We start from the raw sequence: 17,064 nt of genomic DNA on the forward strand, positions 1-17,064 counted from the left end.
TCAGGGCTCCACCGGGTGAGAAGACGGTCATCCTTGGGTGACACGGCAGTCCGCTTCGCGACAGAACGCATACGCTCGATACCGCGAGGTCGGGATGATGGTTTGCCGGTCACCGCGGCCGCTGGGTAAGCGGCCCCGGGCGACGCCAAACGCATCGAAGACACCAGCCAACAAGTCACTGGACAACGCCGTCCGCGCAGCGCAAGTGGATGCCGCGACATGAATGGGTCATGCGGCTGCTTCAATTTCGGAGGGGGCCGTACTGTCCGCAATCCTGCCCCCGAATATTGGACGTGCGCGGGACCTGTTGTCCGACCGGGGCCCGCTGCTGATAGAAGACCTCGCCACCGCACTGCGCCAAGCGGGGGTCATTCTCAGCACGCAACGCCTGGCCAACCTTCCCCAGCGGTACCCGGAGGTTTTCGCCTTCGACGGCGCCGGTCGGCTTGTCGCTGGCTACCAACTCGCACAGGCGCGCCGCGCGGGCGAGGATGCACCCGAAGCGGAAGATCCAGTGCCCGAGCACGCTACGCAGGTCGACAGCGACGAACCGACCGGCCACGCCTGGCATGAGGTGCCCGCCCCCGCGCCGCTGCAGCTGGACGACATCGTCGTGCTGCACGTTGCCGACGCCGCCGAAGGCTTGGTCGACATCGGCGCGGTGCGGATGCGCGACGGCGCGACCGCTGCCCTATCCACGGGCCCGGGACAGTCTGAAGCCTTGCGGCAGTTCGTGGACGGATCAGCCGCGGTCGTTGGCTACGGCCTGGATCGTGTCGTCACGAATGCCGACGATCTCGCGGCAGCCCTGCCCGCTGTCCGAATCGACCTGCGCATGCTGGCGCTTCTGCATAGTCCGGGCCATTCCAGCGCGGGGTTGAGCGAACTGTGCGCCACACTCGCCATCGGGCTTGAGGGTGGAGGCATCGTGGCCCAGGCACGGGCCGCTGCGGACTGCGTACGGATCTTGACCGAGAAGGTCGACCACAGCGACCCTTCGTGGCAGCTCGCCCGTGCTTGTCTGGTCGCTGGCGGGTCCGACCTCGCCCGGCTCGTGCCAGCTGGGTCGCTGCCAGCCGACGCGTCGGAGGGCTTGCGCTGCGCCGACGATCCGTTGCTGAGCCCGCCGGCCCAAGCGCCGGAGCATCGATCGGCGCGCGAAGGCGTGCGGCACGTCCTGTCCCGCCTCGACGAGTTGGCGTTCACCCCCCGACGGTCCCAGCAGGAGATGGCCGCCGCTGTGGCTGAGGTGCTGGACGAGGGTCGCCGGATTGCTGTGGAGGCGCCCACCGGCACCGGCAAGTCGCTCGCTTACCTGGCGGCTGCCGCTGGGCGCGCAAGTCGGGGCCGCCAGCCAGTAGTCATCGCTACCGCCACCAAGGTGCTGCAACAGCAGCTGCGACGCGACGTCGAGAAGCTACAGCGCAGCGGGCTGTTCGGCGCGCCGTTCCGCCAGTTGTTCGGGGTGGGAAACTACATCTGCGCCCGCGAGGTGGGCACCGCGGTCAACACCTCGGAACCGGATCTGGATGAGAACCACTGGCTCGCCTTGGCCGTCGCGGTGCGGGCCCTCGCGCTCATCCCGACCGGTGTGTGGGACGACGTTCGCGACCACGACGTGGCCGCCACCCGGCCGGCATACCGGGCAGCGCGGGACACGCTGCGCACCGACGCCGGCTCGTGTGAACGGCACGACTGTGACTGGGTCACACGGTGTCCCCTGTACACCCGCCTGGCCAGCATGCGCGAACGACCCGGCGTCGTCGTCGCGAACCACGCTCTCGTGGCGACGTGGGCGAAACTGGCGTTTGAGGGCCGCCGTAGCCCCGGCGACGCGTCGGCGGCCGGCGCCAGCGACCTGGTATTCGACGAGGCCCACGAGCTGGAAGACAGCCTGACCGGCGCCTGGACCGAGGCGGTTGGACGACGCGAACTGTTGAAGCTGGCCGCCCGGCTAGACGGAAAGGCCGGCTTGGACCGGCAGCTACGCCGGATCGCGCGCATCGGGCCGGACCTTCGTCGCGGCCGGAACCTGCCGGCACTGGCGCGGCAGTTGCGCCAGGCGTGCGAGGACCTGTCCAGCGCCGCCCATACCTATCTCCACGAGTACGGCGGCGCCGACGACACGGCGGTAATGCGCTACGGGATCGTCCAGATCCGGCCGGAGTTCCGCTACCTGGTCGAGCGGGTGCGCGATGTAATCGACTGCCTTCGGCCGTTGACCGATGCGCTGACTGCCGTGGAGTCCGCCGCGCGTCAGGCCACGGCCGGGGCGCCGCCGCAAACGTCGGCTCTGCTCAGGAGCCTGGCTGCGCGTGCCGGTGGGACCGCGGCCGCCGCCGAGGAGGCCACACGAGTTCTGGATCGTCTCCGCGAGCTGCCCGACGAGCAGCTCTGGGTCTACCTGCTCTCCATCCCAGCCACCGACGAGAACGGACGCGGGGACGAACCGGCAGCTGCGGACTGGACCTTCGAGTGCATTCCGATCGACGTGGGTGAGGCGTTCGGGCAGGCCATCGTGCGGCCGGCACGCAGCGTGACGCTGACCAGTGCCACCCTCACCACCGGTGGCACCTTCGACTTCCTCGCGTCCCGGCTGGGTATCCGCATCGAGCCGGGCAGTGTCGAGCCAGAGATCTTCGAGGGCCGACAACTTGCCAGCCCGTTCGACCACGCCACCCAGTCGGCCGTCGTGCTCACCAGCCACCTGCCGGTCCCAGTGCCCAGCCAGGAACGGGAGTTCGTCGAGGACCTCGCCCGCGACCAGGTCGGCCTGCTGTCACTGACCGGCGGTCGGGCGATGACCCTGTTCGCCGCCCGACGCCGGATGCAGGCGGTCGCGGAACGGGTACGCGCGCGCGCCGACGAGCTGGCCGGGCGAGGCGTGCAGCTCCTCATACAAGGGGAGGCCGGGGCCGCCGAGATCGCCCAGCGCTTCCGTTCCGAGCCCGGAACAGTCGTCTATGGGCTGCGCTCCTACTGGCAGGGCTTCGACGCGCCGGGCGACACGTTGAGCTACCTGGTGATAGAGAAGCCGCCCTATCCGCACGTCGACGACCCGGTCGTCGGCGCACGAGCGCGAGCCATCGCCGACCGCGGTGGCGACCCGTTCCTGGAGTACGTGGTGCCCAAGACGGCCATCCTGCTGGCCCAGGGCTTCGGTCGGCTGATCCGCACCGAAACCGACCGAGGTGTGGCCCTGATCTGCGACCGGCGCGTGCAGTCGCCCAGCGCAGCCAACCAGATCCTGCTCTCCACACTGGCCGGACCTAGGCACGACGGTGGGCCTCAGATCCACCATGCGCGGGACCGCGAGGACGCCTGGCGGTACGCCATCAGGTTCGTAACCGGCGACGAACCGGACCTGACCGCGGCGCTGGAGCTGGCCGGCGACGACGTACAGGCGACTGTGGCCCGGCTGCGCCTGGTCGACGGCGAGGATCCACAGGCCAACCTGCGCGAGGCCGCCCAGTTGCTGTTCGGGATCGAGCAGCTGCGGGACGCTCAGCTGCAGCTCATGGTCGCGCACCTACGCGGCGACGACGCGCTCGGGATCCTGCCCACCGGAGCCGGCAAGTCGCTGTGCTTCCAGCTTCCCGCCTTGCTACGGCCGGAGGACCGCGCGACGGTGGTTGTCAGCCCGCTCGTTGCGCTGATCAAGGACCAGCTCGACGACTTGCGTGGGCGCCGCAGGTTGCGCGGGGTGCAGGGCATCACGGCCAACACACCGTCGAGTGTGCGGACGGAGATCCTGCGCGACCTCGCCGAGGGCAAGGTGCGCCTGCTGTACGTGTCCCCGGAACGGTTGGTCCGTGACCCAGTGCTGCGGGTGGCGCTGGAAAGCCAGGACCTCGCCGGGCTGGTCGTGGATGAGGCACACTGCGTCAGCGCCTGGGGGCATGATTTTCGGCCCGAGTTCCGCCGGGTGGCCACCGCGGTGGCGCACCTGGGCCGGGCACCGCGGCTGGCCCTGACCGCCACAGCCGCACCGCAGGTCAGCCAGGACATCGAACAGACGCTCGAGCTCGCCGACCCCGTCCGGGTGGTGCGGCCAGCGGACCGCCCAAACCTCAGATTCCACGTGACCCGGGTGGCCGGCGAACGGGAACGCGCCCGGGAGCTGCTGCGCATCGTCACCGCGATGGGTAAGGAGCCCGGGATCGTGTACGCCTCGCGGCGCGCGGTGACCGAGGAGGTGGCCGCCCTGCTGCGGCGCACCGGCGTGGGCGCCCGCCATTACCACGCCGGCATGGTCCCTGAACAGCGAGAGGCCGTACAGGACGACTTCCTGGCCGGCACCACACAGGTCATCGTGGCGACCAAAGCGTTCGGCATGGGGGTGAACAAGCCGGACATCGGATGGGTGGTGCACTACGACCTGCCGGAGTCGCTCGACGCCTACGTCCAGGAGTCCGGCCGCGCCGCCCGCGATCCCGCGCTGCGCGGCGAGTGCGTGCTGCTGTTCAGCGGCGGCGACGTGATGCGGCGGCGGTCGCAGGCCACCGATTCCGAGCGGCAGACCCGGCTGTCCCAGGCGACCCGGCTGTTGGCACTGCTCGCGAGCGCGCGAAAGCGCAACGGTGACATCGTCTTCGATGCGGACGAGGCAGCCGAGGCCGTCGGCGTAGAGCCCGAGGAGCTGAACGTGCTGCTGGCGTGGCTGGAGCGCACCGACGCGCTCGTACAGCGGCCGGACTGCTCGGCCCGGGGCACGGTGAACGTAGGCACCCGCGAGCCGACTGACCCCGACGAGCGCCGCAGGTTCCGTGAGCTGTCGGTCATCCTGAACCTGCGCCCGAAGGTCGCCAGCCGGATCGACTTCGACCGGCTGCAGGACGAGCGTGGCCTGGACCCCGACGACCTGGAGCGGGATCTCATCGCGTGGTCGCTGGACCGGCTGATCACATTCTCGTCGTCGCGCCGCTATCGGCGGATCAGGCTACTGGCCGACCGAGTGGACGCCGCCGCGCTGGACCAGGAGGTCGGGCGCTGGAACGCCTGGCAGCGACGGCAGCTCGACGCGATCATCTCGTACGCGCAGGACGGCGGGTGCCGCCGCTCGGCGATGGTGGCGTACTTCGGCTTCCCCGCGTACGCCTGCGGCCCTGAACATGAACCCTGCGACACGTGCGGCGGCCTGCCGGCGTGGCTGGACCTTCCCGCTTCAGCTGTTCCCGACCCTGAGCATCTGGTCAATGTGGACCTAGTAGCACTTCAGGCGATCGCCTGGGCCACTGCGGTGCCGGTCGGCCGCTACGGCGAGACGGGCCTGAAGGCAGCCGTTCTGGGTGTAGAGACCACTCCTGGCGGCCATCCACTCGGCGCGGGGCTGCGGAGATGCCCCCAGTTCGGGGCCCTGCGATACGTACGCGCGGCCGACCGGCGGTGGACGGAAGCGGTGGACCGGCTCGTCGGCGACGGGCTGGTGACGCGCGAGGCCGCGCGGCGGGAGCAGACGGCCTACACCAGCCTGACGATCACCGACGCGGGCCGCACGAGACTGGGAGTCCGGCATGTCTGAGCGGGTCACCGTCGAACGCACGCTCACCGAGGAGATGCTCAACCTCGGTGAGATACCGCTCGGCCCGGCCGAGCAGCGCCGCCTCCGGCTCGGCGATCACTCAACCGCCCTGGTGCTCATCGCGGACCGCGACGAGGTGCCGGCGGTGTGGACTGCCGGCCGGCGCCGGCTGACCGGCGAGGCGCTGCTTGAGCACCTGCAGGACACCGGCCGAGTCGGTGACCTGGTCCGGCTGGAGCGGCAGGGCGACGGCCCGATCGATCTGGTGGTGCGCACCCCCGCCCGCGGACTGTCGGCAGGCGGCCGTGACTGGTCGCGGTCGCTGCCGCAACGCGAGGAGCCCGCCCGGCGGGAGAGCGCCAGTCAACTTCGGGCGCGGCGGCGGGCGAGCAGCGGAGCGCGGTACCGGCTGCGTCAACGCGAGGAGTACGCGTGGCACGGCGACGTCGGTTTCCTTCGGGAGGCCCGTTCCAGCCTGCTGGAGGCGCTTCGCAGCCGTGGCTGGGATCCGGCCGACGCCGTACAGATGCGGCTGGAAGGCGAGCGGCTCGCCACACTGGACCAGTTCGAGGAGTTGCTCGCCGTGGACGCGGCGCACATCGAGCACATGCCGCACCAGGAGGCAGCGGCGCGCACGGTGCTGGCCCGCATGAACGGACGCGGCATACTGGCCGACGAGGTTGGCTTGGGCAAGACCGTCGAGGGTGGACTGGTCCTCAAGGAGCTGTTGCTGCGCGGCCTTGCGGAGCGCGTCCTGATCGTCTGCCCGGCACCGCTGCGCGAACAATGGCGCGACGAGCTGAAGACCAAGTTCGACGAAGATTTCGTCGTGATTGTCAGCGGCCAGGATAGCGCTGCCTTCAGCCAAATCCGCATGATCATGACCCTGCAGCTTCTGCTGCGCAATGCTGACCGCCTCGGCGCCCCGTTCGACCTGGTCATCGTTGACGAGGCGCACCGGCTGGCCGGATCCGGTGCCCGCCGCACCCGCGAGGTCGTCGGCCAACTCGTGCGGCAGGCGCCTCGGGCGCTGTTTCTGACCGCCACGCCGGTGCAGAACAACCTGCTGGAGCTGTACCGGCTGGTCGAGCTGTTGCGGCCGGGCACGTTCCGGTCCGAGCGTGACTTTCGCGACCGCTTCGTCCATCGAAGCGATCCACGCCGGCCAGTCAACGCGCCTGAGCTGCGTAAGCTGGTCAGCAGCGTCGTGGTGCGCACCACCAGGCAGCAGGCCGGCGTCGACAAGGTACACCGGATGCCTCCGCAGGATCACGGCGTCCACCTGACGCCGCCGGAGCGACAGCTCTACGACCTGGTCCTGCGCACCCTCCGGCACCGCATGACTGCACCCGGTGACCACAGCCGGCGCAGGAGCCTGGCCCACAAGCTCACCGCGTCTCCGCATGCCATGTCCCGCAGCGCGCTGCGGATGGCCGAGGGGCACCCCGACCCGCTGATGCGTGCCGCGCTGACGGAGATCGGTCACCTGGCCGGCGAAATCCACCACACCGCCCGGGAGCAGACCGCCCTGAAGATCGTCCGCAAATGGCTGGACGAGCATGGCCGAGTGCTGCTGTTCACCCAGCACACCCAGACCCTGGACGGCCTGCTGCGCCTGATGGACGCTGAAGGGATCGCCGCCGTGCCTTTCCACGGCAGCATGGCCCACTCCGCGCGAGCCGAGTCGGTGGCCGACTTCCGCTCCGGCAAGGCCCAGGTCCTGGTATCCACCGACGCCGGCGCCGAGGGTCAGAACCTGCAGGTGAGCAACTGCGTGCTCAACTACGACCTGCCATGGAACCCGATGCGAGTCGAGCAGCGCATCGGCCGAGTGCACCGGCTGACCCAGACCCGCGACGTGCACATCGCCAACATCTTCGCCCGGGACACCCTCGACGAGGCCGTCTACCGGCTGCTGCACGATAAGCTGGCCATGTTCGAGCTGCTTTTCGGCCAGGTCGTGACGGTCCTCGGCGAGCTTGACGGCGACCAGGACGCCACCATGGAGAAGCGGATCCTGGAGGCGCTGCTGGAGAAGAGCGACGCGACCATGCAGCGCCGCCTCGACGCGCTGGGTGCGGAGCTGGAGCAGGCCCGCACCAAGGCGATGCACATGATCACTACCGACAGCGGGCTAAGCGCGTGGCTGGCCCAGCGGCAAGAGGAGCGCCAGCAACGCGCCGCCCAGCCCCAAGCCAGGGAGTTGCTGCCACAGCCCGCGGACCGACCCCGCCGCCGCCAGCAGGACCTGGAGCGGTTCGTGTGCCGGTTCCTGGAGATGGCAGGCGCCGAGCTTTCGCAACCCGAGGAAGGGCTCACACGGGTCAAGCTGCCTGCTGATATGGACTCAGCGTTCGACGGCCGTGATGAGTTGTTCCTGGCCTTCACCCATACCGCGCTGGACCTCCATCCGGAGGCGGAGTTGTGTGTGGTCGGATCGGAGGTCTTCGACGAACTGCTGCGCGTACTGCGTGAGCACGGCGATCTGACCGGATCGATCGCCGAGCTTCCCGCAATACCGCAAGAACCCGTGCTCGCGCACGTGCCCGGCGTGGTGCTGCGCCAGCGGCGCTTGCAGCCCACCGGCGACTGGTCGGCGCGCGCCACGTACCGCGTGCAGGAGGGCGCGACCAGTGGCAACCAGCGGCTGGTTTCGGTTGACGTGGGCCCGGCTCGCAGGCCGGACGCCCCACGGGTGGCGATCCTGGACGGCGCGCCGCCTCCGGCGCAGCTCACCGAGTCCGGCGTGCTGGAAGCGGTGGAACGCCAGGCCGCCAGCGACCTCGCCGAGCAGCTCCGGCAGGCTCGGCAGGCCGAGGAGCGGCGGCAGGCCGAGTCCCGCGACCGCATGCTTGACAACCTGCGCGAACAGTTGGCTGAGACGGAGCAGACCCTGCTTAGCCGGGGCGTGGCCGGGTACGAGGAGCTGACCGAGCGGCATCAGCAGCTCTCCCGGGCGATCCGGACCGCTGAACAGTCATCGGTGGCCCCGGACCAGACCGAGCTGCGGGCCGAGCTGCTCACGCTGGAGGTACACGGCTCCGACCAGCTTGAGGTGGTCGAGTACTGGGAGCGTACCGCCGGCGGCGGGCGGGAGCTACGCTACGCCTGGACCGGGGATCTTGCCGACCACGGGCTGCGCTGCGAGGCCACCGGCGAGCCATTGACCACCATGGCCCTGTGCACAGATATGCACGTCGTCGACGCCTCGGCGCTGGTCCGATGCGACCTGTGCAACGAGGACCGGTGCGCCGCCTGCGGACCGCAACGCGTCGTCGTGCCCTGCGCGGCCTGCCAAGGCCACGCGTGCGGACCGTGCCGCTTCGACGGGGCATTATGCGCCGAGTGCCGCGACCCACATCGGGCGCCCGACCTGGACACCGAGTGGGAGCATGGCTGGCGGCTCGGCGCCGGCACGCATCTGCTAGTGGGCACTCGACACGCGACGTTCGTCGGTCCCGCCGGGCGCCGCGTCGACCTCGTCCCGGACGCCGATGTGGACGATCCGCTGCGCGTACGGCTGCGAGGGCTGGCCGCGCGCTTCGGGCTTCCCGCTAGCGCGGGCCTGGTCGCCGCGGCGCGCATCCCCGCGGCTGAGGAGTTGGCCGGGGAGGCAGCCTGGTCCGACGTGGAGCAGTCGGTGTGGTGGACGTGCCTTCCCAGCACTGGCGGACAGGTGGACGCGGAGCTCGGCGATCTGCTGCCCGAGATCACCGGGCCCGCGGTGGTAGGCGAGGTCAACGCCGGTTTCGACGGCCTGCTCGCCGAACTCCGCGGCCGCGAGCCGGCGCCTCCCGTACCGGCCGTCGCCGCCGTGCCGTTCGCCGTGGTCCGCCGGGTCGACCTTCGCGGCGCGCGGATCACCTACCGGGAGCTTTGGCACGAGGGGGCCGGCGAACCGATGGTCGCCGCCGCCGACACGCAACCACTGCTGCCTAGCCGGCACGAGGTGTCGCCGTTCTGCCGGCCGGTCGCCCGCGCCACAGTAGGCCCGGTCACCATCGAGTTCGACGGCCTGCACCGTTCATATGTTGGCCTGCTGACGGATGGCTCACGCACCTCGACGATCTTTGTTCCGGGTTGGTCGGCGGCCACGGTCGGGATGGAGGAGAAGTTCGCCGGGTTGGTTACCGCGGCCGGGCTACCGCCGACCCGGCGGGTCGTCCGCCACCCGTGGCCAGGCGTGGCCGCCACCGAACTGCGCTACCTCGACGCCGCGCCGGACACCGAGGCACACCGCAAGGTCAGCACATTGTGGACTCTGGTCGACTCGGCGGAAGGCGAAATCGACGCCGCGGCGGCGGTCACCGACGTGGAACCGGTCGAGTTCGCAGGCGCGAAGCCCGTCGCCAACGAGCCGCTACGGCACCTCCTGGAAGTCATGGACGAGCCGGTGACGTCCAGCGCCATCGCGCCATGCCTGCTCGTCGACGAAGAGTGGCGCTCGCCGCACGGACGGGCCGAACGCAGATATCTTGTCGCACCGGCGACGCCGATCCAGCGGAGTTTGCTGACCGGGCGGCTGCTGGTACATCCCGGTGGCTCGGTGGCCGCGCCGCTCGACGGCCCCAGCACCGACGACGACCCGGTCACGGTGGACACTTGCGGGCACCTCATCGGTGCTGGGCGGTCGATGCCGTGCCCGGTCTGCGCTCGGGTGTACGGCCCCTGCTGCGCCCCCCACCGCACCGTCGTGAGCTGCCGTACGTGTCGACGGCCTGCGTGCGGCGTGTGCCGTTCAGCCAGCACGCCGGCTTTCGAAGCCACCCAGTGCCAGCGGTGTGGCGACTACTCGTGCGCTGACTGCTCGCGGCGGCTGCCGGTGCGCGGCTGCACACTGTGCGGCCGGATTGTGTGCGCGGCCTGCACCGGCGATGGCAACCTCTGCGGCACCTGCCGCAGCCTCGCGCCGGCAACGGACGACGAGCTGGCTGCGCTGCCGGACGAGCTAGCAGCTGGCGGTCTTGCCGTCCTGATCGGACATGACCCTGCCGGTTCAGTCGCGCTACTGGCTGGCGAACACCGCGCTGAGGTCGCCGTGTTCTCCGCGACCGGCCTGCACCGCTGGGAGACGGCACACCCGGACGCGCGCCAGGTGCTTCAGGCACGCATCGCCGCCGCGCATCTGGCCGGCACCGGTGACATTGAGATCCAGGTGGTCGACGGAAGCGTGCCGCCGTTCTCCGAGGGTGCGATTGTGCTACTGCGGCACGGCTCGACACGCCTGGTTTGGGGCGTCCTGAACGACGGTGCGCTCCGGGCCGGCGACGCGCCAACCGTGCCGGGCCGAAATGTCGCCGGCCCCCCAAATCAGGATCTGCTCGAGGAACTGAACCAGGCACTACAGGCGGCCGGAACGAAGCTTCGCCTGCCAGCACCCACCTCCGCCCCTCGCGACGAGGTGATCCGCCGCGTGGCGAGCGTCGCCCACCTGCCCACCGGCCGGGGTGCCGTTGTCGTCTCACGGCAGGCCACCGAATCCGCAGTCCTTATCGACTCGCGAGGGCTGGTCCGTCGTACGGCCATTGGCCCCACGGTCACCGAGGAGGTCGCTGAGTGGCGGCCAGCTAACGAACCCATTCCGTGGGCCGGCCACGGCTGGATGCCTGCCCCGGACCTCGTCGCGGTCGCGGCAAAGGACGGATTCACCGCCGTGCTCGCCGCGGTGGGCGCCCACGCCCTCCTTGGCGTCCAGCATGGCGTGCAGGCACCTGCGTGGTACATGGTGACCGAACCCGCCTGGGACGACCTCGCCCGCGGCGCGCTCGGGGCCGCCCTGCTCGGCCGGCCCGCCCTGCTCTCGGTGAACGCCATCACCGCCCCGAGAACCCTGATCGGCCCTGCCGTCATCAACAGCCGTCGGATAGCACGACGCGTCTGGCCAGATCCGGTCCTGGCCAGCCCTGACGCAGCGCCGCTGCCCAAACCGGCCATACCGCCCGCGACAGCGCTCGCGCAGATACTGCCGCACGTCAAGGTCGCAGCGCCTCACCCTCGCGACGAACTACCCGCCACGCTGACGTCGGCCCTGCGCCAACGCCTCAGCGACCACACAGAGAACCGTGTCCGCGGCGGCATCGGGCTCCGCGTGGAGGAGGACTGGCAGCTGCCCGACGGCACCCCGATCAAGGTGGGCTACCGGGTAGCACCGAACGCCACCAACGGCTACCTCCCCGACGCGGTGACGGGCCAACCGCTGCGCCTCGCCCACGTATGCCGCAGCCACCACGTCGTCAGTGGCCTGGAGATATGTTCAACATGCCGGACCGGCACGTGCGGCGCATGCCCGGACTCGGTACGACCCTGTGCCCTTTGCGGCGACCGGCTGTGTGGGCGCTGCGTTGCCAACACATACGGCTGTTGCCAAGCGTGCGCCGCCCTCCGCAAGGTCGGCGTCCTCAGTCGAAGCCGCCTCGGCATTCCCCGGGGAGCAGATGGCTGGCATGGCCAGAGCCGTACGGTGCGGGTCATCGTCCGCAGGATCGGCGACCAGTGGTTCTTGGAACGTGCGAGCGACGCGGCGCCGATCACGACGGCCCTCACGGGAGACCGGCTACTACTCGCCCAGCGAGTGCTCGGTGGGCGAGCAACAGGCTGACACGGGACGGCGCGGATCAGTCCGCCGAGGTCCCGCAGGCTTGACATCTGCGTAGAGGAGATTCAGCATGGAGACGCTGTAAGTTCTTAGAGTTCTTTGGAGGGCACGTGGCCACCGTAGATATCGACGACACCACCGATCAGTACTTGGAGTTCGCCGCGAACGTCGGCGGGGTCACCAAGGGCCAGATCGTCGCCCAACTCGTCGCCGCGGCCAGAACCAGGGTGGAGCCTCCGGCGGGGCCCAAGAGGAGCAACCAGAACGGGGTGGCGATACACGCGGACTACGACGGCCACCGCACCCGGGCCCGGTTCATCCCCGGCCCAGGCCGCATCGAGATCACGGACGGACCGCTCGCCGGCACCACATTCCGCACCCCCAGCGAAGCCGCACGAGCGGTTGTCGGCCACTACAAGCCCGCCGTCTCCCCACATAGGAATGGCTGGGTGTTCTGGTTCGTCACCGCGAACGGAGAGCCGCTACAAAGCATCCGCCACAGTCGTCCGTGACGCCGCTCGATAGGCTTTGTCAGCGCGCCCTGCAATCCTCCGCTACGAAAGGCTCGCGCCCATGACGTACGATCACCGCTATACGTCGACGTACATGGATTGTGTGCAGCGCTATCAAAACCGCTCCGACGTCCTTGCTGCGCTGTCGCAAACCCTTACGGAGCTTGCCCGGCAGCCGTTCGGTAACCCCCGCCTTCAGACGCACGCGGTCAAGAAAGCCCAGCCGAACACCTTCACGTCGTACGTCACGAACCAAGGGCACCGGCTTATCTGGCGCCGGGTGGGAAACGTCATCGTCCTGCTGCTCTTCGGAGAGCACGACGCGGTATATCGCCGGGCCGAGCGGTTACGGCTGGAGATCGATGACCGGCAGAACATCCTGCGGGTCGTCGATGAAGACCCAGGCACCGGCGAGCAGTTGCCATACAGCCAGCGCCGCGCCGATGAAGGCCGGCTGTTCATGGCGTGGAACGACGCCGAATTGGGCGGCTTCGGCTTCGAGGCGCAGGAGATCGCCGTACTGCGGCGGCTCAACACCGACCAGGATCTGGTGTCCCTGGACAGCCGGATGCGGCCCGACGCATGGCAATGCGCGATGAACCTGGCGATGTACGGCACGCCGAGCGGCGAGCAGGTCACGCCGGACGAGGTGGTTGTAGAACCTGAACCGGTCGAGGTGCCGCCGACCGAGCCGGTTGACGAGCGGATCTCGGCCGCCCTGCAGGAGCGCAGCACCAGCCCGGAGTTCATCCCGGTCGACGCCGACGATCTCGCCTCCGTGCTCGCGAGGCCGATCGAGGATTGGATGGTCTACCTCGATCCCGACCAGCAGGGGCTCGTCGACCGTTCGTTCAGCGGTCCGGCCAGGATCCGCGGCGCCGCCGGCACCGGCAAGACGGTCGTGGCGCTGCACCGGGCACGGGCACTGGCCAGCCTCGGCCGTAAGGTCCTGGTCACGACGTACGTCCGCAACCTCCCCGAGGTGTATCAGCAGATATTCGCGCGGTTCGCCCCGGCCGAGCGGCCGATGGTCGAGTTCGCCAACGTCCACCGCTGGGCTCTTCGCTACCTGCACCGCCATCGGGTGCCCATCCAGGTCGATCCCAAGGGTGCCGATCGGGCCTGGCGCGCAGCGTGTCAACAGGTGATCGCCAAAGGCTCGCCGCTCCGGCGGGCCGGCCTCAGCCCGGCGTACCTGCACGAGGAGGTCGAATGGGTGATCCGCGGCCGGGCCCTCGCAAACCTTGACGCCTACCTCGGCCTGGAACGCACCGGCCGCGGCACGCCACTGTCGAAGGAGCTGCGGGGTGAGGTGTGGCGGCTGGCCGAGCGCTACACGGCCGAGCTGGCCGACCGCGGCGTCTCCGACTTCAGCGATGTGCTGCTGCGGGCACATCGGGTGGTGACAGAACGAGGTGGGCAGCCGGAGTACGACGCCGTCATCGTTGACGAGGCACAGGACCTGACAGAGGCCGCGCTCAGGCTGGTCTACGCGATCGTCGGCGACCGGCCCAACGGCCTGCTCCTCGTCGGCGACGGCCAGCAGTCCATCTACCCCGGCGGCTTCAACCTGGCCACCGCCGGTATCCAGGTACGCGGGCGCTCGTACGTGCTAAGCCGCAACTACCGCAACACCAGTCAGGTGTACTCCTTCGCCCAAGCGGTGCTGGACGGCCGGGGCATCAACGAGGGCGGCGACACGCCCGCGCCCGAGATGCGCTCCGTCGAGCTGTCGCGGATCGGCCCGGCGCCTACCCTGGCCGGCGCGCCCACGGTCGATGAGCACGATCTCGCCCTGGCGGCCGCCGTGGAGGCGGCGGTCGATGCCGGCACCAGCATCGGCGACCTGGCGGTGCTGGTGCCGACCAACGCACTGGCCGAGCGGTACACCGAGTTGATCGGCTCGCTCGGGCTGCCCACGCAGCCGCTGAACGACTACGACGGCACGCCGAACTCGTTCGCCAAGGTCGGCACGTACCAGCGCGCCAAGGGCCTGGAGTTCAAGCAGGTATTCCTGCCTCGGCTGGACGCCGACGGGCTGCGGGAGGCGCGGCGCGCCGACGAGGACGACGACGCGTACGCCGAGCGGCTCGCGCTGCTGCGACGCCAACTCTTCGTGGCCATGACCCGCGCCCGCGACGCGGTCTGGATCGGTTGGGTAGGCGAGCCTACTTCGCTGCTGCCGCGACCCGCGGGTACGTAGCGAGCGCCTCCCGGCGGCGCTGAAGCAGCGGTGCGAGCTGCTCGTTGATCAGGTCGACATCGGGCTGCGGAAGCTGGAGCAGGGCCCGGCGCAGGTACACGCTCCACGCCTCCGGCTTAGGAAAAGCGGCGAGCCGGCCGACGAGCGGTTGCAGCGCGACGCCGCCCGGATACGGCACCAGGCCGTCGATGCGCAGGTCGCATCCGGAGTGGAAGCTGCGCCCGGCTATCTCCAGCGGTTCGTCCAGCGCCCGGACGGTGCTCCGCACCGTAGCGCTGCCGATCACGCGACCGCGGTCGCGCGTCGGGTTGCCCCATGCGCCGCGGGTGGCGTAGAGCAACAGCCGGTCGTCCACCGCGAGGGCAGCCACCTCGGCGCGCGGTGTCGCGGGAAACGCCATCCGCTGCTCGCGCAGCACCCACGCGATCGCGTCCCGGTCACCGAGGATCAGCAGGTACGAACGGCTCACGCCCATACCGTAACGCCCGGCCTGGTCAGGTCCGCGGCAACGCGAGGACCTCTTTGCGTACGCGGTCGGCGAAGCGCTGGGTCCGGACCAGCTCGCCGAGCGGCGCCCCTTGCGCCTCTTCCTGCGCGGCGGCCTGTATCACGGCCAGTAGCCGGTTAACCAGGTCCTCGGCCCGCAGCGGGTTCCACACGACCTCCAGGACGCGCCGGCACTCCTCGGCCGCCTTCCTCGGCCGGGGATCGAGCCGGCCTGCCCCGAGCAGGTACGTCTTAACGGCCGCGAGCAGGTGATAGCGGGTGGGCGCGTACACCCTGGGCAGCTTGCCGTTGCGGAAGAGCCACTCCAGCCGGTAGTACGTCGAGGCGGCCGCATAATAGACGATCGGCGCGTGGTTGGGCTGGAAGAGCTCGGCGCCGCGGGCTTGCTTGAGTTCGGTGTAGTGCCCGATCCGCGCCGGCTCGTCCAGGAACATCGCCGCGTACGCCCGGATGAGCTGGCCACGCGTGATGATCCGGGTCTTCTCCACCTGTTGGTGGGCGCTGTACTGCCGGGACCGCCGCTCGTAGAAGAGCCGCTTGCGCTCCGGCTGGGCGGTAAAGAATTCCTCCAGGTCCTTCTGGAACTGCTCTCGCGCGGCCAGGTCCTCGTCGGACACCGCGGTCTGCCGGTTGGTCGCGGCGATGATCCCTCCGATGACATCCTCGTCGCGCGACTCCACCAGCCGGATGTTGACGTACACGCCGTCGGTGAGGGCCTCCCGCTCGTCGAAGAGGACGTGGCACGTCTGGCAGCCGTTGACGATCTGGAAATCGCGGATCCGGAAGTCGTCGCCGGCCGTGGTCAGTTCGCGGGTCACGATCGTGATGCCGTTGTTGAGCACGGCGAACCGGTCCCGGCGATCGCCATCCTGCAGGGTGGCCCGGATCTCCTGATTGACGGCGTTGTAGTCCTGGAAGTCGCGCACGTTTTCGTAGAACAGCGTCTTGCGGATGCCGCCGGTCGAGTCGGTCAGTAACCGCGAGACCAGCTCCCGGGCCGGCAGCACGCCGAGAAACGCCTGCTCGACGCCAGGAATCCGGGGCAGCGTGATCCGCTTGGCCAGGGTGAAGCTGGCCGAGACCGCCTCGGTGGCCCGCTTGTACAGCTCGCGCAGCTCGCGCGCGCCGACCGGCAGGATGTCCACGTCCTCGAACCGGTTGGTCGCGTCGAGCGCCGTGGCGGCGCTGCTCCGCTTCTGGTCGAGCAGGTCGTTGCCGACCGTGCCGGTGGACACATAGCGCACCGACAGCCGCGGCAGGCCACGGCTCAGCTTGCCGACATCGGAGTAGATGGCGTCGATGCACGACCGCAGGTTCAGCACATCCTCGCTCGCCGGGTAGGCGATGCTGCCGGCCGTGAACAGGTGGATCAGGTTATCGGCGAGGTCGGTGAAGACCTTCGCCTCGAAGCCGGCGGTCGTCTTGGCCTGCACGATGACAAACCGGACGTCGAGCTGCCTGGCCTGCTCGACGGCGTCGCGTACTTCGGCCGGGTCGCGCAGGAGGTCGCCGTTGACCACGATGGCGTACGTGTCGATGCCGAAGTCGTTGCCACCGCCGGTGCGGAAGCGATCCGGGTCGAACTCGTCCTCGTAGAAGGAGCTGAGCACGCAGAAGCCGGCGAACGCCTCGAACGCTTCGTCGTCGCGCAACGACGTGAGACCGCGATCGGTCTGGAACTGCTTGGTCAGACCTTGGATGATCAGATCCACCGCTACTCCAGTGA

General features: G+C 69.7%; 6 protein-coding genes. 4 read left to right on the top strand and 2 right to left on the bottom strand.

The window, feature by feature from the left end; genetic code table 11:
- The first annotated feature begins 307 nt into the window (after positions 1–307).
- From AC5L36_RS25090 to AC5L36_RS25105, 4 genes are all read left to right on the top strand, one after another.
- Positions 308–5,521: a RecQ family ATP-dependent DNA helicase gene (locus tag AC5L36_RS25090; RefSeq protein WP_441220496.1), complete on the top strand. Its 5,214-nt coding sequence runs from the start codon at positions 308–310 to the stop codon at positions 5,519–5,521.
- A complete protein-coding gene (locus AC5L36_RS25095; RefSeq protein ID WP_441220498.1) occupies positions 5,514–12,119 on the top strand; it encodes an SNF2-related protein in 6,606 nt (2,201 codons plus the stop codon). Before AC5L36_RS25090 ends, AC5L36_RS25095 begins: the two co-directional genes overlap by 8 nt.
- 107 nt (positions 12,120–12,226) lie before the next feature.
- The gene (locus AC5L36_RS25100) at positions 12,227–12,628 is read left to right on the top strand and encodes a hypothetical protein (RefSeq protein WP_441220500.1); all 402 of its coding nucleotides are present in this window, start codon (positions 12,227–12,229) and stop codon (positions 12,626–12,628) included.
- A 280-nt stretch (positions 12,629–12,908) separates the two neighbouring features.
- The gene (locus AC5L36_RS25105) at positions 12,909–14,831 is read left to right on the top strand and encodes a UvrD-helicase domain-containing protein (protein ID WP_441220502.1); all 1,923 of its coding nucleotides are present in this window, start codon (positions 12,909–12,911) and stop codon (positions 14,829–14,831) included.
- Here AC5L36_RS25105 and AC5L36_RS25110 read toward each other — a convergent pair.
- Together AC5L36_RS25110 and AC5L36_RS25115 are read right to left on the bottom strand one after the other, a co-directional pair.
- Complete coding sequence (locus AC5L36_RS25110; protein WP_441220504.1) at positions 14,797–15,300, bottom strand: hypothetical protein; 504 nt, start codon at positions 15,298–15,300, stop codon at positions 14,797–14,799. The two genes, AC5L36_RS25105 and AC5L36_RS25110, sit on opposite strands and share 35 nt — an antisense overlap.
- A gap of 25 nt (positions 15,301–15,325) precedes the next feature.
- Positions 15,326–17,050 (bottom strand): AIPR family protein, encoded by a 1,725-nt coding sequence (locus AC5L36_RS25115; RefSeq protein ID WP_441220506.1) that lies wholly within the window; start codon positions 17,048–17,050, stop codon positions 15,326–15,328.
- Positions 17,051–17,064: the final 14 nt, after the last annotated feature.

It is taken from the genome of Phytohabitans sp. LZ39 (assembly GCF_059359075.1).

Excerpts from the sequence above, each read along its gene's own strand:
- AC5L36_RS25095 (WP_441220498.1), top strand. The coding sequence starts at position 5,514 with ATGTCTGAGCGGGTCACCGTCGAACGCACGCTCACCGAGGAGATGCTC.